A 20,686-nucleotide genomic window follows, 5' to 3' on the forward strand; every position below is an offset into this window, starting at 1 on the left:
CGGACGCAGCCATGGGCGTGTTGGCAGACAGGACAAATATCATAGGAAGATGGCTTGGCGGCAACTCGATCGGAACACTGATCGCGCGCCGTCTTGGCCTGAGCGTCGTGCTTCTATTCTGCACGACGCTGCTGATCTTCGCAGGCGTCGAGGCCTTGCCCGGCGATTTTGCCTCCACCTATCTGGGGCAGTCTGCGACACCGCAGGCCGTCGCCAATATCCGCCACGATCTCGGCCTCGACCGTTCGGCTGGCGAGCGTTATATCGGCTGGCTCTCGGGCATTGCGCATGGCGATCTTGGCACGTCATGGGCAAACCGCAATTCGGTGGCCGAACAACTGGGTCAGCGCCTGGCGAACTCCTTGTTTCTTGCCGGAATTGCCGGGGCCATCGCTATACCGCTTGCCATCTTGCTCGGCATGATCTGCGTCCTTCATCGTAACCGCCTGACAGACCGGCTCATCGGCGTCGGAGCACTCGCAGCGATCTCATTGCCGGAATTCTTCGTCGGCTATCTGATGATCCAGTATTTCGCCGTCCAACTCGGTTGGGCCGCCTTCCCGGCCACAGTCTATGACGGCATGCCGTTTCTGGAGCGCCTATCGGTCGTGGCCCTTCCGGTTGCAACATTGGTGATCGTCGTCCTCGCCCATATGATGCGCATGACCCGTTCGGCAATTCTCAACGTGATGTCCGCACCCTATATCGAAACGGCTGAACTGAAAGGGCTTTCGGCGTTACGGGTCATCGCATCGCATGCCGCCCCCAATGCCGTCGCGCCGATCGTGACAGTGGTTGCACTCAATCTGGCAGCACTGATTGTCGGGGTTGTCGTGGTGGAAGTCGTCTTCGTCTATCCCGGTATCGGGCAATATATGGTCGATGCCGTTACGGTGCGTGACATGCCGGTCGTTCAAGCCTGCGGCCTCGTCTTTGCGGCAATCTATATCGTTCTCAATACGATTGCCGATATTGTTTCTCTGCTGGCCAATCCCCGCCTGAGGCATCCACGATGAGTTTTCGATCCACCCCACTCAGCGCATGGATCGGCCTTACCGGCCTTGTCGCCATATTGCTATGTGCTCTCCTTGCGCCCTGGATTGCGCCTTATGACGGCAATGCAATCGTCGGCGAGGTCTGGGCGCCTTCTGGACCTGAATTTCTGATCGGCACCGACAATCTTGGGCGCGATCTCCTGTCACGCCTGCTTTTCGGCGCGCGAGCAACCGTGTTTGTTGCACTTGCGGCAAGCATTATTGCCTTTTCGCTTGGCATCATGCTCAGCTTCATTGCCGTCACCATCGGCGGCAAGACAGACCAGCTCATGTCGCGGATCAACGATCTCTTCATGTCGATCCCCGCACTCATTCTGGCATTGATCGTTCTTGCCGCTCTGCCATCCGGCACCTGGACGTTGATTGCCGTCATGGGATTGATCGAAGCGACCCGTGTCTATCGCGTCGGACGTTCCGTAGCCCTCGATATCAGTGTCATGGATTATATCGAGGGCGCCCGTCTGCGCGGCGAAGGCACGCTCTGGATTATCGTCCGCGAAATTCTCCCGAATGTGGCAGCCCCCTTGCTGGGCGAATTCGGATTGCGGTTTGCCTTTTCCGTTCTTTATCTCTCGACGCTCTCTTTCCTCGGTCTGGGGATCCAGCCGCCAGTTGCCGATTGGGGCGGCATGGTGAAGGACAACAAGGACGGTATCGTCTTCGGCATCTCGGCAGCGCTTGTTCCCGGTGCTGCAATTGCCCTTCTCGCGATCTGCGTCAACCTTGTGGTCGACTGGCTCATCAACAAGAGCGCTTCGATGCGGAGGAGCCGATAATGACTGACGGCCAGCGCAATACGCTTCGTATTCACAACCTGCGTATAGAAGTTCCGGCAGCATCACCGACGGTGCTGGTCAACGACATATCATTTGATGTCGCCAGCGGGCAGGTACTCGGCTTGATCGGTGAATCCGGGGCTGGAAAGTCCACCATCGGCCTATCCGCCCTCGCCCATACGCGCGGCGAAGCCCGGATTACCGGCGGTGAAATCTGGCTCAACAACCGGAATATTCTGCAACTTCCCGGCAAGGCCGTACGTGGCATCCGCGGTACGGAAGTATGCTATGTCGCGCAGTCCGCCGCGAGCGCCTTCAATCCGGCTAAACAGCTTGGTGATCAAGTCATAGAGGCGTCAGTTCACCACGGCGTTCTGACCCGGCAGAATGCACAAAAGCGCGCCGTCGAGCTTTTTCGCATTCTCGGTTTGCCGGAACCGGAACAGTTTGGAAAACGCTATCCGCATCAGGTATCGGGTGGCCAGCTTCAACGCGCGATGACGGCCATGGCGCTTTGTCCCAGCCCGAGCCTCGTCGTCTTCGACGAACCAACGACGGCGCTCGATGTGACAACCCAGATCGGGGTTCTTGCCGCCATCAAGGACGCCATAAAACAAACCGCAACGGCTGCTCTCTATATCAGCCATGATCTTGCAGTGGTGGCGCAGATTGCCGATGACATCATGGTACTGCGTCACGGTTCGATGGTCGAACACGGAACAGCACGCCAGATCATCGAGAAGCCGGTTGAACCGTACACCAAAGCTCTGGTGAGCGCCAAGAATCCGGTATCGAAGAACACGCCCCTCGACGGCCTGCCGCTCCTTGCAGTCGACAAGGTCAACGCCGGCTATGGCGCTGCGTCCAACATATTGCAGGACATCAGTTTTAAACTGCGGCGCGGAACCACGCTTGCAGTCGTCGGTGAATCCGGCTCGGGCAAGTCGACGCTTGGGCGCGTGATCACAGGACTGCTTGCGCCGTCTGCCGGAACGATCCATTTCGATGGAACAACACTCCCAGCCTCCTTCAACAAGAGACCGCGCGAATTGTTACGCCGTATTCAATTGATCCACCAGATGGCGGATACGGCACTCAATCCGAGACACAGTGTCAGAGAGCTGATCGGCAGACCACTATCGCTCTATTTCGGCATAAAAAAAGCCGACCGGGAGCAGCGCGTACTCGAACTGCTGGACCAGATTGAACTCGGACCGCAATATCTGGATCGTCTGCCATCGGAACTTTCCGGCGGGCAAAAGCAGCGCGTTGCAATTGCCCGCGCACTGGCCGCTAAACCGGAGCTTATCGTCTGCGATGAGCCGACATCGGCACTCGACCCGCTTGTTGCCGAAGGTATTCTCGAATTGTTGTGCCGCCTTCAGGCCGAAACAGCGATCAGCTATCTGTTCATTACCCACGACATCGAGATCGTGCGGGCTATCGCCGATAGCGTTGCGGTCATGCATCACGGCCGCATCGTGCGCTACGGCGACAAGGACTCCGTCCTGTCGCCACCCTTCGATGACTACACGAAATTGCTTCTGAACAGCGTTCCCAAGCTCGAAATCGGCTGGCTGGACCGTCTGCAGGAAGAACGCCGGAACACAGATACCGACGGTTATCGGCAACCGGCATCAAACAAAACATTCAGGCAGGAGAAAGCAACATGAGCTGGCGTGAATACATCGATCGGGAACAAGAGCGCTTTGTCGCGGACCTTCTGGACTTCATTCGCATCCCTTCGGTTTCGGCCGTGCCTGAACATGCTCCCGACGTAAAGCGCGCCGCTCAATGGATTGCCGACCGCCTCACCAGATCCGGCCTAGAAAATGTTGTCGTGCTGCCGACCGCAGGCCATCCTTGTGTTTACGCCGATTGGCTTCGTGCCGGGCCGGATAAACCGACCGTGCTTATTTACGGTCACTTCGATGTACAGCCAGCCGAGCCCTTCGACCTGTGGACGTCACCACCGTTCGAACCCGAAATCCGCGACGAACGTGTCTACGGTCGAGGGGCATCAGATGACAAGGGCAGCCTGCTAACCTCGGTTTTTGGCGTAGAAGCACTTTTGGCCACCGAAAAAGCCTTGCCGGTCAATGTGAAGTTTCTTTTCGAGGGACAGGAAGAGATAGGCTCGCCTGATCTTCCGCCTTTTGTTGAAGAACATCGCGAGCGGCTTGCGGCAGACATGATTTTCTCGGCCGATGGATTGCAATGGAGTGCAGATACACCGCAGCTTGTCATGGGGCTGAAAGGTCTTGTCGGGCTGGATATCGTTGTCACCGGGCCGCACTCCGATCAGCATTCGGGCTTGCATGGCGGCGGCATAGCGAACCCGGCGCTCGCACTTGGCCAGATCCTGGCCTCCTTGAAATCAGCCGACGGTCGCATCACTGTCGATAATTTCTATGACGATGTACTGCCCCTGACCGATGATGACCGAGCTGCGATGGCGCGTATTCCCTATGATGAAGCTGAGTATCTGGCCCAGTCCGGCGCGCCGGCGACAGCCGGTGAACCAGGCTATACAACCTATGAACGCCTGTGGGCACGCCCGACCCTGGATGTGAACGGCATATTCAGTGGCTGGCAGGGAGCAGGCACAAAAACCGTACTGCCGGCACAGGCAACCGCCAAAATCACCTGTCGCCTCGTTGCCGGTCAATCACCCCGGCGCGTGGTGGAGCTTATCAGCAAGCATGTAAAACGGCATCTTCCATCGGGTGTCACAGCCGAAGTGATTCACCTGCCCGGCGACGCCGACCCGTTCATCGTTCCCTATGGGCATAATTCCAGCCAGATCGCGGCAAACGTTCTTGAGGAAGTCTATAACCGCAAGCCTTATATTGCCCGGCTCGGCGGTTCGATACCTGTCATGCAGACTTTGCTTGATGTCCTCGGCGTTCACGCCACGATGTTCGGCTTCTCGCATGGCGATGAAAATCTGCATGCGCCTGACGAATTTTTCCGCCTTCCGGTCTTCCGTCAGGGGCAGATAGCCTATGCCCGTCTCTTGCTGGAGTTGGGGCGCACGAACGGTTGAAACTGCGGTGAAACGCATGGCATGAAAGCTTTCACCGTGTGTTTTGGGACGTTTCAGAACCCCATTTCTGAAACGTCCCAAAACACCAAAACAGGCAATACAACCCGGCAAGTTCCAGTCGTTCAGATCTCAGAGACGGATTAGTTTCAAATGTCGACAGCTTCTCTGGCATTAGACATGATTGCAGAGCTGCAATTTCGGGAGAACCATATGAATGCATCTGGCTTTTCTCGAAAGAATCCCCTTTTATACAGTACAGACAACGAAAACTGGCGCGGTAAAGTCATGCCTTCCATGGAAGGCGTCGTATCATCGCCGGGCGTCAAGAGCCAACCCGCGCCGATTGTCCAATGTTGCCGAGTGGATGCGATCACGATTGCCAAGGCAGAACTTGACGGGCAAAGCCTTCATCTCGCACTCTCGCACCGCTCAGTGGAGTTTCAAGACCAATATATTATTCAGGCAGTCGTTGCAGGCGGCAGCCTCACGTTCCAACGCAACGGCTCCGATGTTTTCGCCGGATCAGGCGACGTAATTGTTATCGATACGTCGAAACCCATAATGGTGAAGAGTACTATTGGCACACATGTAGTGGCGATCTTACCACGCGATCTTTTTGAACGGTTGCTTTCAACTTCAGATCCGCATGGCATGGTTTTCAGTCGAGCTAAACCGACCACACGTCTTTTGACGGAATTTTTAGGCAGTCTTGTTCAAAATTCCAGCAGCCTCAACAGTCGCGAGGCCATGGCGGCACAGGATGCGTTGATATCGCTCCTGGTTGCCTGCATAAACAGTGCAACAGAATGTACTGAAGAGGCTACCGCGATCAATCTTTCCCTGCGTCACCGGGTCCTGATCTACATCGACGCGAATCTTCTGAACCCTACGCTTAGCCCCGATATAGTGTGTCAGAAACTCAATATATCGCGTTCGCATCTTTATCGGTGTTTCGAAAAGGACGGGGGCGTAATGACGCTGATCCGGAACAAAAGGCTCGCATTCGCATATCGATTGATCGTCACAAACCACGGCAAACGATTGACGTCGAAAGAACTCGCTTACATGTCCGGTTTCAATGATGGAAACCAATTCACCAAAGCATTCAAGAGCTTCTTCAATATACATCCGAAAGACGTTATTGTACCGGCGGACTGAGCTGCATGCCGCTAATCTTGCCCTCGCGGTTAAAAGCAAACATGCAGGCGCCGGAACCCAACTCGAAAATCCCTGTCCTGTGGGCGAACTCCTTCTAGTGGTCTCTTTGATTTACAAGGTCCATCATTTCGAAGAGCCAATCATTCTCAATGTGTGCGTTGGCGAGGGGCTTACAATCCGAGCCTGTGCAACCTGAAGGAAATGATGGTCGAGCATCGCACTACAATCATGCAATGCGATGCAGACCCAAAGACGGCTCTTAGACCTTTGCCTACCACTTCACCTTGAAGCCGATATTGCCCTTAATGGCATAGCTGTCAGCGAAGTGATTGAGCGAGGTGTTCAGCGAGCCTTCGCCGTAGAACACATACTTGTCATCGGCCCAGGCGTAGGTGCCACCAGCACCTATGCCACCCCAGGTGCTGTCATTATCGGTGTTCATCCGCGTTCCGGAATAATCGACCACCGTTCCGCCGAGAAACTCCTGATAAAGATTGGCGATGCCATAGACACTGGTATTAACCATCTTGCCATTTTCGCCTTTCCAGTTGCTGGCATAGCTCGCTGCCAGTCCGAGGCGCCCGGTGAGGCTGTTGCTGTCATGATCGGAGATGCGCGCGCCATAATTGTCGGTAAAAGTGTCAAAACCGACCGACGAGAACATCAACTGCGCCTGCGGGGTCAAAGACCAGTGTTCGTCCATGGCGAAGCGCTTGCCGGTTTCCACACCCAGCGCATAGCCGAAGCCCTTGTTGCTGTCTGTGAGCCCCTTATTGGCACTGTCGGAATAAAGATCGCTGTCATACCAGTTGAGCTGCGCCTGACCATCGACATAGAAGCCGTTATTGCCATACCAGGTGGCGTTTGCTCCCAATCCCCAGCCTTGGGTGTTGATGGTGCCATCCCCATAATAGCTGGAGACGCTGGAATGGCTATTGCCATACTGGCCGGTAATACCGCCAATTAACCGACCGCTGTCATCTTCGTAGAACTGGCCATCGACGCCGGCCTGCATGATGAACGTATCGACATCCTGGTGCGTACGGTCCGTGGTCGTACCGGGTTCAAGGCGATTATGCGCGCCTTCTATACGGCCCCAGATCGCCTTGTTGTCGGTCTCGCCGACATCGCCGGACGGGGTACCACGCAAGGCGGTCGTATCGTTGAAATAGCGGTCACCGATACGCTGCTGCAGGGTTGGCAGTTTGTTGAGCGCCTGCAGAGTCGAGGCATAGGCCTCATAGACAGGCGCTGCTGCGCTGTAGCGTGGGCCGGGCTTGGGCGGTGGTGGACAGTTGTTGGTTTCCTCACAGTTTGGCGGTGTCGGGTTGCTGTTGGTATTCTGGCTGACCAGATACCAGTTGCCGTCGTTCGGACCGGTCGCGCTGTTCTTCTGAAGGGTATAGGCATAGGCCGATGGCGTCATGATCGCCTGCTGGCCGTCTTTGGTGACATAATCGCCCTGAAGGGCAAAGTTACCGTCCGACGAACCGCCCACATCAATAAGCTTGATGCCGTTGACAGTCTGCGCGCCAAGACCACCGCGATTGGTGACGTTGATGACAGTGCTGCCCGATGTGTTGCCGCCGACTTTCAGCATGTCGGTCTGGGAATCGTCACCGGCCAGAACCGTGCTCATGCCAAGTGTGCCGCCATTGCCGTTGTAATCCCCCGCGACATTCAGAACCGTGCCACCGGTACCGCCGAAGGAGACCGTGCCTGCATTATTGAGCGAGGCCATGCCGGTGGAGAAGCCGCCAAGGTCAAGCGCACCGCCGCTGCCGACCGCATAGCCGGAGGCGGAACTGAAGGCCCCTTGTGCACCCTGGACCAGTTCGCCGCCATTGACCGTTGTCGTACCCGAATAGTTGTTCTGACCGGTCAGCGTCAGCGATGCGGTACTGCTGTCGCTCATGATCAGGCCGCCCGCACCCGAGATCTGGCCGGAGAAATCACCGTGCAGCGTCTGGTTCAGCGTCAGCGTGCCGGAGCCAAGTGTGATATTGCCATCACCGACAGCACCCGTCTTGTCGAAGGCAGACAGGTTGCCGACGGTTTCATTGAAATTGTTGAGATCAAGCGTCGCGCCAGTCTTGACAGAAACGGTGCCGGTGCCGAACGCAATATTGGCAATGCCCGCCTGTGCCGCGCCACCCGCAACCGTCAGGCCGCCACTGAAACTGTTGTTTCCGGTAAAGACCGTCGTGCCGCTGCCGTCTTTCGTAACCGTACCGATGCCATTGATGGTGTTGCCAAGAGTAAACTGTCCGCTCTTGTTGATCAGCAGATCGCCATGATCATAGGCTGTACCAGCCAGGGCGATATCGGAACTATTGTCGATGCTGCCGCCATCGCCAAGTGCAAGCGTACCTTCATTGACCGTTGTGGTGCCCGAATAGCTGTTGGCCGCGGTCAGGATCAGCGTGCCGTAGCCGGATTTGGTAAAGCCGTTCTGGCCCTGAAGTTCCGATGCGATTGTGGCTGTAACATTGGCGCTGCTGATATTGCCGTCGCCGACAAGGACCCGGTTTTCGGCGCTGCCAAGCTGAACCGGACCACCCGTCAACGTGTAGCCGGTCGTCAGGAACTGCATACCGTTGACGCTGGGGACAAAACCATTCTGTACCGTTACCGTACCGGCGGCGCCTTGGAAGACAGCGAAAGTATCGTTTTGCCAGTCAATATTGCCGTTGCCGTCGATGCCGGTCCAGTTTGTATTCGCTGCATTCCAGGTACCGTTGCCACCATGGACGGTACCGTCGCCGATCATGGTTGTGCCATCCCAATACTGAAAGTTCCGTCCGCCCGTATTGACCAGATTGACCTGCCCCTGTGTGGCGAGCATCTGTAACTGATAATTTGGGTCACTTGCCGAAGCGAGAGCCATCCCGTTATCGGTAATAGGTGATGTGGAATCGAAGATGCGATAAACGCCGATACCGAAAGTGCTGTTCGGGTTAACGGTCAGCGTTCCAGCGGTCGTGAGACCATTGTCAACGTGAAAGAGACCTGTGTCAGATGGTCCGCCAGAGATGGTCACATCGGTACTGCTGCCCGCGTCCAACGTCAGTCCGTTCTGGAAGTTCAGCACCTGACCACTGCGGCCGAACAAGGTGCCGCCGCTCTTCACATCGGCGGCACCGCCGACCGTACCTTGCCCGCCGAAGGATGCTCCGCTGGCAACAGTGACATTGCCGCCAAGCGAACCATCATCCAGTCGAAGCGCGCCGCCATTGACCGATGTACCACCCGTATAGGCGCTGCTATCGCCGGTGAGCGCCAATGTACCGGCCCCCGACTTGGCCAGTGCACCGGTGCCGGTGAAGACATTGGAAGGGGTGAATGTATTGTCGGCATCATCAATATCGAAGCCGCCGCCATTGGTGCCCCAGGTGATCGCGCGATTTGCATCGAAACCTGTGAAGTCGGTGCCGGTTACTTCCAGAACACCACCGTCAAAGTTTAGTAACCCCGCAGCGCCGAGATTCTCATCCTGGCTCACCACAATGGTGCCGGCATTGAGATTGGTGTTGCCGGTATAGCTATTGTCGCCCGAAAGCGTCAGCGTGCTGCTCCCGTTCTGGGTCAGCGAGCCCGTCCCGCTGATGGTGCCAGCAAGAGTGCTTGCGCCCAGATTGGCAACAACGAGGCTCGCATTGTTGATGATGTCGCCGCTGATCGCACCGTCATTGGCCTGATTGGCACCGTCGCCCAACTGCAGGACACCGGCCGAAATCGTCGTATCGCCGGCGTAAGTGTTCTTGGCTATCATGATCAGCTTGCCGTCGCCGGATTTGGTCAGTTGGCCCTGACCGGTCAGCAGTTGTGAAACAGTAAAACTGTTGTTCTGATTGGCAATATCAAATCCGCCGCCGTTCGCCCCCCAGTTGATAGTGCGACCAGTGCCTTGATAAGTCGTCCCGGTAACCTGTAACGTACCACCGTTGAAAGACAGTATGCCTGAGGCGGCTCCAAGCACATCATCGGACGATACAGAGAGTGTGCCACCATTTATCTGGGTGCCCCCAGTATAACTATTATTCCAATTGGTCAGGACGAGTGTACCTGCCCCGGCCTGCCGCACGCCGCCTGTACCCGTCACCAGATTGCCAAAAGTCGTCGTTGTTCCAGCGGATTGGTTATAGGCCAGAAATCCGCTGTCGGTACCGCTGCCTGTATCGATGGTGGCGCTGTCTCCAATCACACCGCTGTCACCGACCTGCAATGTACCGCCGCGTATCTGCCAGTTATTGGTGTAAGTACTTGCAAGCGTCCATGTACTCGTTCCGGTTTTCTGATACGTCTGAAAACCCTGGTAGTCTGAACTGCTGTCGAGCGTTGATGATAATGTCCCGGAGAAAGTAGCGTCTTCGTCTCCCCCGAGAATGAAAGTATTTTTCGTTCCGGCAGCGCGTGCGGTGCCCTGAATATTCGATCCGTTTCGAATTTCCAGCGTATTGCCATTCGCCGAAGTAAGGAGATTCACCGCAACACCATCGACGCCTGCGATACCACTACCAGCCGCGCCGCCCGTTCCTGCCGTGATTGTGCCGCTGTTTATCAGAAACAGGCCCGCACCGCGAACACCGTCCCCGCCATTGCCGCCATTGCCGTTGCTCGCATTGTGAACGGCTGCATAGTCGATTGCACCCGCACCGCCATTGCCGCCCGAAACCGTTCCACTATTGGTAATGGTCGTGTTGGTGGCAGAAATGCCGGTGCCGCCAGCCCCGCCATTGCTTGATATTATTGTGTAGCCCGTCAAATATGTCAGGTACATTGTGGTATTAGCTACGCCACCTGCGCCACCGTTGCCACCAGATACCGTGCCGGAATTGATGACAGTTCCTGCACTATTGATAATTCCATTACCACCGTCGCCCCCGATATTCTGTTGAGTAATCTTATTATACGGAGCAACTGTACCCGCCGCATTTCCCTGCCCCGCATCACCGCCAGCGCCCCCAGCAATGGCGCCCAAATTACGTACGGAACTGACACTATCAACACCCGCGCCACCACTCCCGCCGAACCCGGCATCAACATTAGGCCCTGGTATGAGACCAGGGTCGTCGCCGCCTTTGCCCCCCGCACCACCTATTATGTTGGCACCAGAACTGTTTGTCAGTGCGCTGCCTGTCTGTTGTTTGGCATAGACACCAGCACCTCCTGCGCCACCACGGCCCCCTCCCCCACTTGAATCGAAACCAGCGTTGATGCCATAACTTAAACCGCCTTGCCCACCCACGCCTCCTGTGATCGTGCCCGCGTTTTCCAAGCTGGCGTCGCCAGTGTTCATCCATACACCGAGGCCACCCCCGCCGCCATTGCCGCCATCGGCTGTCCCGTTTGAATCACCATTAACGCCACCAACATTTCCGCCATTGCCGCCACCGCCGCCAGAGATCGTAGCTGAGTTACTGAAGCTGGAACCTCCATTGATCACCAGACCGTAGCCACCTGCTCCACCACCACCGCCGCCGCCATCAAAATTATTTCTTGCACCAGTTGCTTTGCTACCGTCTGTACCGTCGGTGCCAGCACCCGCCGACAAGGCCGTCGTGTTGTTCAGGCTATCGCTGACAACCAGACCGTGTGCGCCCCCATTTCCGCCATTACCCCCTTGTCCACCGTTGCCAACGACTTGCGGTGCGCTCCCTGCGCCACCTGCCTGACCGCCTGCACCGCCACCACCACCGCCTGGGCCTCCACATTGAACACCGGTATTTCCAATGACCGTTCCTGCCCCGCCCGACGCACCGGGGGCACCTCCGGCACCTGATGCGCCACAACTGTCGGTCAAACTAAGCCCTCCGTCGCCTCCAACAGTCTGGCCATGCGCTACAACCGGGCAAATAAACCCAATGATACCGAACTGAAATATATAAAAGGCACTCCTTAATAAGAAAGATCGATAATTCTTCATAAAACGGCCAGCTTTTATATGTTTCATTATATATATCCCTACTATCAAAATATAAATTTGATTCTATATCACGATACATTACGCAATCAATAGTCAGCAATTGCAAAAATGATTTAATATTGACTTAATATTATATATACTACTATTAATATGACTAAAATATAATGTTGGATAACTTAAACTTAAGCTTAAAGGTATCGATATCTAGGACGCTGATATTATGCGGTTTTCAGGAACATAATATCGCGCCACATATTGTCGACGGCTCGACCCGACATACGATGATCAGCAAAAAAGAACTGACTACGGAAAACATGGAGGAGGCTCCGGAGCGTCTTGCGAATAGAAGCGACGCGGTGCAGATGGCCTCGATACATGGATGAGCGACGAAGACGCCATCTCTTTACCGTTTTGTCATCCGGATGCCAGTTGAGCTGTATTAGAACGCATTTCGATCTGATTGAAACAGATCGATGATCTCATTGCCTGGCTTATAGCGATGGCACTTATGAATGTACGCCAACGCATAATCATTCTGGAGATTCACCTTAATGAACTATAGTGGTTATCGCCCCGAACGGCCATTCCCAGTCCGTAAGTGACATGCAATCCATTGAACCGGGATCGCCATATTGCAGACATTGCGAACACTGGTAACTGGCCAGGCAAAAAGCCCGGCCACGCGCAGCGCAGCCGGGTGAGACCCTAATGGATCGTTGAAAGACCGTGACCGGCCCCAAAATCGAAGCGAGAACTTTCGACGACCTGAAAGCTGACGCGAAGATCGGCGCTCCCGTTCTCAACCGAATGGTTGGGCTTGGCCGCCCGGAGTTCCGTCGCATTAGCCAAAACAGGCCGTGAGCAATATTTGCTCGCACAAATCTGATTTACGCAACAAACCACTACAGATACAATCACGCTCGGATTGAGTGCTAGTGCATTTCCGGCAAAAGTGCGAAGCGGTTTTGCGTCGTATACTGCATGAAAACAAAGAGATAAGCGGTTCCGACGATTCCATTCAAACCGGAACCGCTCTATTGCACCAGAAAAGCACGCTTCATCCTAAAGATGCTGTGTCAAGCTGGACATCTCGAAGAACCATGGACCATGTGGTCATATTATTATCCACGCTATACCAGCTATAGTCAGACTCCAAGGTTCCTGGCCGTCCACCTGCCGGATAGCCGTACCCATCAAGCTGGTCTTGTGGAACGATTATCGACAGCGGTTGACCAGACCCCTCATCATTCGCGCCAATAGTCGCATTATAAAGCACAGTCGCCCATTTCGGCTGGGTTGTATTTCCGGCATATCCATTAAGGTAGACCGCTCCGCTGATAGTATCTCCCGTTTTCCAGGTCGCATATGGAATATAGATGACCAACCCACCAGAAATCGCCGTTCCATTCACGATGGTTGAATTGTCGCCGAGATAAGGAGCCAACAAAGTCCGATCCTGAATTGTCGGATCCGGCCCCGGTCTCTGCTGATTACCTGTAACGGTCATGTCGATGACATCTGATTGATAAAGATCAGACAATCCTGACTCAACCCAGTAGGCCATACGTGTATTCGGACCTGGCTGAAGCTCGCTATAAGGAATTAAAGCACCGGCAGGTGAACTAACAGTGCCATAATCTGAATAAAGAATAGACTCCTGTCCTCCCGACTGAATGTAAATGACGACGGTGCTTCCGGCCTGTATCTGTCCAGGCGGAACCGCCGGGGCAAGAAACTGGAAGGTGGCCTGACCTGGAGATGATTGTGGGATAACAAGCGGATCCGGTTGAGTTCGAGGCGCTCTATACATATTATTCGATAGCATGACAGTTGCTATGGTGAAATGAACGCTGAGAGCCACGCTGCCTGGCGGGACGGCATACATATAACCTGTAAAGGGGTGCGGGCTAGCAAGCTTGAGAATACATTCACCGTTTTCATTCGTCTGTAGCTGTATTCTCTGATATTTATCGGGCTCTATCTGCACTCCGTCTTCGTTCATGTAGTACAAGTATGTCGTATTTGAAGAGCAGTACCATTCTATTTTTTCATTTGGTACTGGTAACCCATTTTCTACATATCTGCATGTAAATGTGATAATTTGATCGTCACCGGCTGGTTGAGTTCCGGTGTAATTGTGGGCATAAGTCTTATCGCCAACCATAGCGCTTTTTATGTTAGACTGGTTCACAAAATTATATGCCGCCGACCCATTCGCCTTTGCATCACCGGCCGCAACGGTCAGTGACGCGGGCCAGTTACCATTGTTTGAGTTCGGCACCATCATTTTGACGGAAGATAAGCCGTTGGAGTTGGTCGTGGATGTGGAACTATCGAATATTATACCATCACCGCTGTTCCAGACGAGATTGTAGTTCGCCAGATTGTGAGCAAATACGTTCTGGAGCTGCGCCGTGACATCAATCCATTGACCGGACGGGAGTTCGGCACCCGAAATCGGCGACAAGACAACCAGACTATTGCTATCGGCAGATAGATCGAAGGTCAAAGGCTGCGTGGTCGATGCTTTGGGGGCCGACGAACTGACAGTGATATTCTGTATGATCGGAGCCGCTGGATAGCCAGAGAGAGATTCTACTCGAAGCATATTCTGCGCTATGCCCGATCCATTCGTATCAGACTCTGCTTGCTTGAAATCACCACCAGCCCACTTGAGGGTGGTATATCGCACCGGCCCATAACTCTCATCCAGAAACTGCGCTGTCACCGGAACCCATGTATCCAACTGGAGAGTATCGCTCGTTTTCGGTGAAAGGATCGTCAGATGATTTTGGCCAAAAGTGAATGGAGCCGTTGTTGGTAGCTCGCATCCGTTTCCCGATTTGCAAGTCAGTGCAATTGTAATGTCTGTTTCTGCATAGATGGCAGTGCGTGCATAGCCGTCGTTATCAGTTCTTGATTTCTTGTAGACAAGATTGATCGTGTCATCCCCAGGGGCAGGGGTTGCGCTCCAATAAACGTATTCGTCGGCAATCGGCTGATTTTCATAGGTCGTATAGCGCGCCGAGAAGTCGATTGGATAGTGTATCGGAGAGACGGTTCCTGCGGCTGGAGTAGCAAATATCAGTTTGTTGGCGCCAAACCGATAGGTCGTTTGGGTTGCTGTCCGATCCGTGGCGACTCTGACAGGGACTGATATAATCCCACCTTGGGGAACATTGCACGTATTCAGGACATTCGATGACTTTCCCTCGGCGTCTGTATAGGTGAAAGGGACGTTGAAGGAGCTATGCTTTTCGTCAGCGTACCAGAATATTTCCGCACCTTCGATCGGCTGTCCCAGTCCGTCAGTATAGACGACCGCAAACGATTGCGCAGTGTTGGCTTCGTACACCGGCTCGGGATCGGTAGTCAGGAGAATGCTGTCCGCACGGAAATTATAAGTGGCATCTACGTATGTTGATCCATCGACGGTACCCGTGCGAATCGTAACAGAATTCGTACCGCCATTTGATGGCATGGCACCAATAATTGTGCCCTCCGCCATGCCAAACTCATTCGTCCGGGTCTCCGGAGTAACGGTTGCCGAACCGTTTAGGACCTCAAACTTTGTCGGTAGATTGGAGCGGGGATTCAATCCACTGAATGGTATGCTGAAGAAAGCTCTGACAGGATACTCTTTTCCGGACAAAAGGGTCGTACCGTCACGCGGAAACAGCATGTCATAAACACCAGACGCCCAGTTGTTTCCTTCACAATAGAAATTGGAGTGGGTAAGCAAGGGGTCTTGCCCGTTGGAGTACACTCTTTGCGTTGTAACATTGATTGTTTTATTCTTGATTTCGGAACTTCTGAATCCTGAAGCGACTCTCGTATAGGGCGCCCGAGTATTTGGATGTTGCGTGGTGGTTGGCGCCATACCGCTGGTAATGGTGGTTTGGGTTTCCTGCCCCACTATAGATTCACCATCAGCAGTTGTGTAACCGATGAAAGCGGCATACTCGCCTTCGCTACCCGTAGTCGTGGCGGCCAGTCCATCACGAGGATTGACAACGGAAAGCCTGTTTCCATCTTCGTCTGTCGCGTCGGCCAAACCACTTGGCAGGCCGAACTCAAGCGCAACTTCGAGAACGGCTTCGGGCTCGGACCATGGCCAGACAGTAATCTGGATTGTGGTGCTTTCCGTCGGATCGGCCATGGGAACCATCACATGATTAACGGTTCTACCGCGACCGTTAGTCAAAGTATACCATCGCCGCAGCATACCGCCGCCGGCTATGCGCCACTCAAGGCGCTGTTGATCCAATCCGCTATGGTGTTTATTCTCATAGGAAATTGTGAAAGGAATAGAATGATTGGCCGGATAAACAACGCTTCTGGCCATTTTGTAAGGATTAAGAAGTCGAATAATATTTCTTTGTCTTGTAACAAGAATATTTGTCATAATCTTCACCACGAGCACAATGATATTACCTTGCAGATCCAAGGTAATATCGATCATTATGATAAATTTTCTATGGATTAACTTCGCTTACCCAGCAGTATCAATATAACCACTCAGCCAGGATTCAGGCTCCCTTCTGTCATTCTCTTTGCCAATAACAGCATAATCGATGTAAATAGAACCAGGTTTTCCGCTATTTACATCTCCGCCATAGCCGACAAGCTGCGCCTGAGGGATCATGGCCGAGATCCTTTTTTCGGAAATCTCCGCATTACTCACGTTTATTACTGGCAGGTCGAATTTATTCGACTTCGGAACACTTGTTCCTGGTTTGAAAGCATTAATGTAGATAGTAAATACAATATTATCTCCAGCTAAGATACCATCAACCGGCTCAATATCTATACTGACCGGCACGTCCCCGCGGAGAACGTCGTTGTTATTAATGATACTTGAGTGATTCGCCAGGTAAGGCTGCTCATCAATTGAACGATACTCTGGATCAGCTTTCGGCTTATTTTCGTATGAACCAATTGCGATGAATTCAATTATCGAAGAAGTGTAAGTTTTCCCAACCGAGCTTTGAGAAAAATAAAATATTACGTTCGTATTGCCTGGTAATGTATTCAGATAACTATACGAAACGGTAAACCCAATTTCTGCGGCAGTTTCATATTGCAGCGTCAGAAAATGTATTTCTCCTATATTGAGAACACAAAGACTTGATGCCAGACTGGAAGACGGCGGAACGCGCACAATGAAACTATCCTCAGTGGGGTCCAGCGTCAGCACATCATCATCCAAGCCTTGGACTATGGGAGCACCAAGATCAAGACTTGCATCAAGTTTAGAATCAAAAGTAACACCCACACTTGTGGATGTAGAATCTGGCGCGGTAAAGGTCGTGCTCGCATATAGTACTTGATCGGACAGGATTTTCAGCGTAATTTTTCCGGCACTGTCCGTATTGATCTCGTAATGTCCGTCTTGAATGTCTGGTATTAGATCAAGCTCAACGTCATTATGGTAATAAATCAGGCCGCTAACAGCCGGGTCTGGGCGTATAATAACGCTCACTGACGGGGCCGGAACAGCCGTATCATACGACGTTACCAATATAGTAACTGTAGCAGTCGTATCTGCGTTATCCGGGTCTAAATTCCCTATAGTTACCGAGAAAAGGCTGTTGTCTGGTACGGCGCTAATATTGTATAATTGCCCAGAGGAATTTTCTGTTGTATGTGCAATCTGGTTATTAGATTCAATGGATTTCTCTTTCATTTCAAACTCTTTATATTTGTTATTAATACAAAGAGTTTTATGCGAGAATACTCATTTTCGTAACTGGCAAAACTACTGATACCCCTCCAGAATCGTGCCTGAAGGGTCCTGCCGCCAGGATCAGAATTTGGGTGATTTAGTGCCTGCGGTCGGTTTTCGGCATTTGCTCGATGCCTACATCCGCGGGGTGTAAATGTCGAAATCGGACCACTGGTGTGGCTCAATCATTGCCAGTTCTTAGAGTTTGCGCGCGGGTATCATCTCGAGCCGCGCGCAGCCATTGTTTGTACGACAGATGACATCTCCATTCCTCCCAAGTTCATAAACCAACTTCGGGAGGCAAGGTTTTAGCATCCAGTTGTCTTTGCATAGTGCATCGGTCGTTTCCCGCAGCAAGCCAGTAGCAGGCCGACAATCCCTCCTAGCGCCATCGCTGATGAAACCAGCGCCTGCCCGCCCTTGAATGGCAGGGTACAAACCGCTCTCAGCAGCTTCCACAAGCGGCTGAGAACCTTGTAAGGAACCTGTTTGCACGCCTGCTGTGGGTTTTCTTGGTATCGAAGCGCGAATTCCGTCGCATTATGATCCCGGTTCCGACGAAAATGGTAGGAGAGGCTTATTCTGCAGCAAGGGACGGTTTCATAGACAATCGCTTCGGGTGCCCAGCCTGTCGCAGCACCGAGTGCTTTTGCCTGGCGCCAGAGATGCCAATCTTCACCGCCCGTCAATCCCAACCGGGTATCGAACCGCAAACCTGTTTTTCGAAAAAAATCGAGCCTCCCCATCCAGCTTCCGGTAGCTATCTTGATGCTTTGGGCACGATTTTCCTGCCAGCATTTTCGTGCTCTTTGCTCAGCCCTGACGCTATTGCGCTCGACACCAGACCAGATAAATCTCTGCCAGAGGTTCAGCTTCTTCAATGGCTGTGGCCGCACCGGAGAACCGACCATATCGAGATTCATTCTTTGCTGTTCGGCCAGCAATTGTTTCAACCAATCCGACCGAACGAGTTCGTCATCGTCAACAAAAACCAGGAAGTCGGCGCCAGACTGCTCCGCATGATCCAGTGCACGATTGCGCGCGCACGAAATTCCGATGCTGGTTTCCAATAGATAGTGAACCTTTGCAAAGCGTATTTTCGAAGTAATGACGGCAAACCAGCTATCAGATGTGCTGGTTTGGTTATTTTCCACCACGAGAAACCCGACGTCGACCAATGGGGGGATTTCCAATGTGGAGATTGATCGATACAAGTTTTCGAGCATTTTGGGGCGGTTGCGCGTAACAGTCGCAATAACAATTTTTTGCTTGTACATTTATTAAATCCTAATAAAATAAAATATGAACTATATATGGAACTATCTACGATACGAACCGCAATTTCTTGTTAATATTTTAACGTAAAAAATGGAAACTTATTGTACTATAATTTATACATTAAAATTCGAAAATAAAGTCAAATTTTGCAAATCATGAGACATCACTTGCTCGCCCAACCTTCTGGAACATTATCAGTAGGACTTTGGAGCATGGACTCCAGTTTAAAAGCATCATCCGAGCGAAGTGAAACAAGGAGCGACACTATTGTATTTTGTAGAAAATTTTAATTTGCCGACAAGATACAATGAGATGGAAATTCGCTTTAAGGAATGAAGTATCTCCATTCAAAACAATGATCACATGAAAATAAACAATCGTAACCTGCACCCTCCAACGATCATTGACACTGTCGTTCTTACCAACCGGATTTCCGGCATGCAGCCGACAGAACAGCGAGGCACCTCATCGTAACGGACGCGGGCACCGACGCTGGAGAAACCTTTCGTCTAATCATCACAGCCAGACGGAAACACTCATCCTTGCGCGACGTCACGTATCGAACATCGCCAGTGTTCGTAACAAGTTTGAGAAAGTGGCCGAACGGTTTGCATCAGGCTGACTGCCGCCAATGCCATCATTTCGCGAGATCGATTTGCGAACATTGCTTGGGCTGTAGCCGAAATATTGTGTGAAGGCCCGTGTGAAATTGGCTGCCGTCTCGAAGCCTAGCAACTGGGCAATATCGGACACTCTGCGATTGTCGGACACATCGGCAAGCATTTCGTGCGCCGCAAACAACCGCTTCTGGCGGATATAATTCAGCACGCCCCCGGAGCCTTCGAACAGTTGATAGAGATGCGTGCGGGAAATCGCGAGCTCCTTGCTCAGGGCATCCGGCGTGAGATCACGGGACATGAGGTTTTTCTGGATGAAACGTCTAGCCTTGGTCATCAGTCCCAGAGAAGCATTCTGCTCGTTCGCGTCGCTTTCCTTCACCAGGGGGGTGATCGTGTCGAACACGAGCTGCCGCAAGGCATCGCGCAACTCCGGCAGGTCTTCGCTTGCTATATGATCCAGACCTGCTTGGATCGTCGATACAAAATCGATCAACAACTTGGCGCGGTAGCCTCCAAGCGTTGCGTTGTTGCAGGCTTCCGGCATCCCGCCCAGACCGGAAAAGTGGTCGAAAGGAATGATCAGCAGCACTGCTTCCGTTGCCAGCGCCCGACCGCGAAACGGATAGCCGAACGAACGGATGTTGATCATGCCCGGTTGATTTTCCGCAACACAGCCATCCACCGCCGTCCATGTATGGCCGCTGCGCAGAAAACTGAGCTGCCAATGATCTATCGGACTGAAACGAACCTTCTCGGCGGTCCGTTCATAACTGAATGGAGGGGCGGTCTGCTCTATGAGAAGCATACCGTGCAGATCCCAGACTTTCTGGATCACAACGAAGCCATCCTGTGCGCTGCCGCCGTCTGGCATGCGCACATCATAAAGCGGAGCCATATGCTGTTGCCATGCAGAAAACTGCGCGCAAGGTTCGAGCGTTTCTGTCGTAAAGATCAGCGGAGCCAGAATATTAGCGCTTCGAGCATCTTCCCCGAGCAGCGCAAGCGGTACACGCGCAGATTGGCGGCGCTCCACAAACTCGGGCTTCAGATTGTGCGTGGCCTTGTCGCTCGGGGATGTCACGGCAACTCCCTAAACCAACTC

Annotated in this window: 10 protein-coding genes; 5 read left to right on the forward strand and 5 right to left on the reverse strand. The window is 53.0% G+C overall.

Annotated features, from left to right (window positions below; translation table 11 throughout):
* Nucleotides 1-11: 11 nt before the first annotated feature.
* The 5 genes from ACYSN1_RS13800 (at nucleotide 12) to ACYSN1_RS13820 (ending at nucleotide 6,035) form a co-directional block, all read left to right on the forward strand.
* Nucleotides 12-1,016: an ABC transporter permease gene (locus ACYSN1_RS13800; protein ID WP_461726203.1), complete on the forward strand. Its 1,005-nt coding sequence runs from the start codon at nucleotides 12-14 to the stop codon at nucleotides 1,014-1,016.
* Nucleotides 1,013-1,831, forward strand: coding sequence for an ABC transporter permease (locus tag ACYSN1_RS13805; protein WP_461726204.1), 819 nt, complete (start codon nucleotides 1,013-1,015; stop codon nucleotides 1,829-1,831). The genes ACYSN1_RS13800 and ACYSN1_RS13805 overlap by 4 nt, the downstream gene beginning before the upstream one ends.
* Nucleotides 1,831-3,504 (forward strand): ABC transporter ATP-binding protein, encoded by a 1,674-nt coding sequence (locus ACYSN1_RS13810; protein WP_461726205.1) that lies wholly within the window; start codon nucleotides 1,831-1,833, stop codon nucleotides 3,502-3,504. The genes ACYSN1_RS13805 and ACYSN1_RS13810 overlap by 1 nt, the downstream gene beginning before the upstream one ends.
* On the forward strand, nucleotides 3,501-4,877 hold the full coding sequence (locus ACYSN1_RS13815; RefSeq protein WP_461726206.1) for a dipeptidase: 1,377 nt from the start codon (nucleotides 3,501-3,503) through the stop codon (nucleotides 4,875-4,877). The genes ACYSN1_RS13810 and ACYSN1_RS13815 overlap by 4 nt, the downstream gene beginning before the upstream one ends.
* Before the next feature lie 150 nt (nucleotides 4,878-5,027).
* Nucleotides 5,028-6,035: a helix-turn-helix domain-containing protein gene (locus ACYSN1_RS13820; protein ID WP_461726207.1), complete on the forward strand. Its 1,008-nt coding sequence runs from the start codon at nucleotides 5,028-5,030 to the stop codon at nucleotides 6,033-6,035.
* A 271-nt stretch (nucleotides 6,036-6,306) separates the two neighbouring features.
* On the opposite strand, the gene ACYSN1_RS13825 is transcribed toward ACYSN1_RS13820, so the two are convergent.
* The 5 genes from ACYSN1_RS13825 to ACYSN1_RS13845 all read right to left on the reverse strand — a co-directional run bounded on the left by ACYSN1_RS13825 (nucleotide 6,307) and on the right by ACYSN1_RS13845 (nucleotide 20,665).
* Nucleotides 6,307-11,838, reverse strand: a complete 5,532-nt coding sequence (locus ACYSN1_RS13825; RefSeq protein WP_461726208.1) for an autotransporter outer membrane beta-barrel domain-containing protein — start codon at nucleotides 11,836-11,838, stop codon at nucleotides 6,307-6,309.
* Nucleotides 11,839-13,018: 1,180 nt separating this feature from the next.
* A complete protein-coding gene (locus ACYSN1_RS13830) occupies nucleotides 13,019-16,423 on the reverse strand; it encodes a hypothetical protein (RefSeq protein ID WP_461726209.1) in 3,405 nt (1,134 codons plus the stop codon).
* A gap of 30 nt (nucleotides 16,424-16,453) precedes the next feature.
* Nucleotides 16,454-17,647: a hypothetical protein gene (locus ACYSN1_RS13835; RefSeq protein WP_461726210.1), complete on the reverse strand. Its 1,194-nt coding sequence runs from the start codon at nucleotides 17,645-17,647 to the stop codon at nucleotides 16,454-16,456.
* A gap of 347 nt (nucleotides 17,648-17,994) precedes the next feature.
* Nucleotides 17,995-18,963 carry a glycosyltransferase family 2 protein gene (locus ACYSN1_RS13840; RefSeq protein WP_461726211.1) on the reverse strand — a complete coding sequence of 323 codons (969 nt, stop codon included), beginning with the start codon at nucleotides 18,961-18,963 and terminating at the stop codon, nucleotides 17,995-17,997.
* A 553-nt stretch (nucleotides 18,964-19,516) separates the two neighbouring features.
* Nucleotides 19,517-20,665, reverse strand: a complete 1,149-nt coding sequence (locus tag ACYSN1_RS13845) for a helix-turn-helix domain-containing protein (RefSeq protein WP_461726212.1) — start codon at nucleotides 20,663-20,665, stop codon at nucleotides 19,517-19,519.
* Nucleotides 20,666-20,686 lie beyond the last annotated feature (21 nt).

It is taken from the genome of Brucella sp. LJL56, from assembly GCF_054871705.1.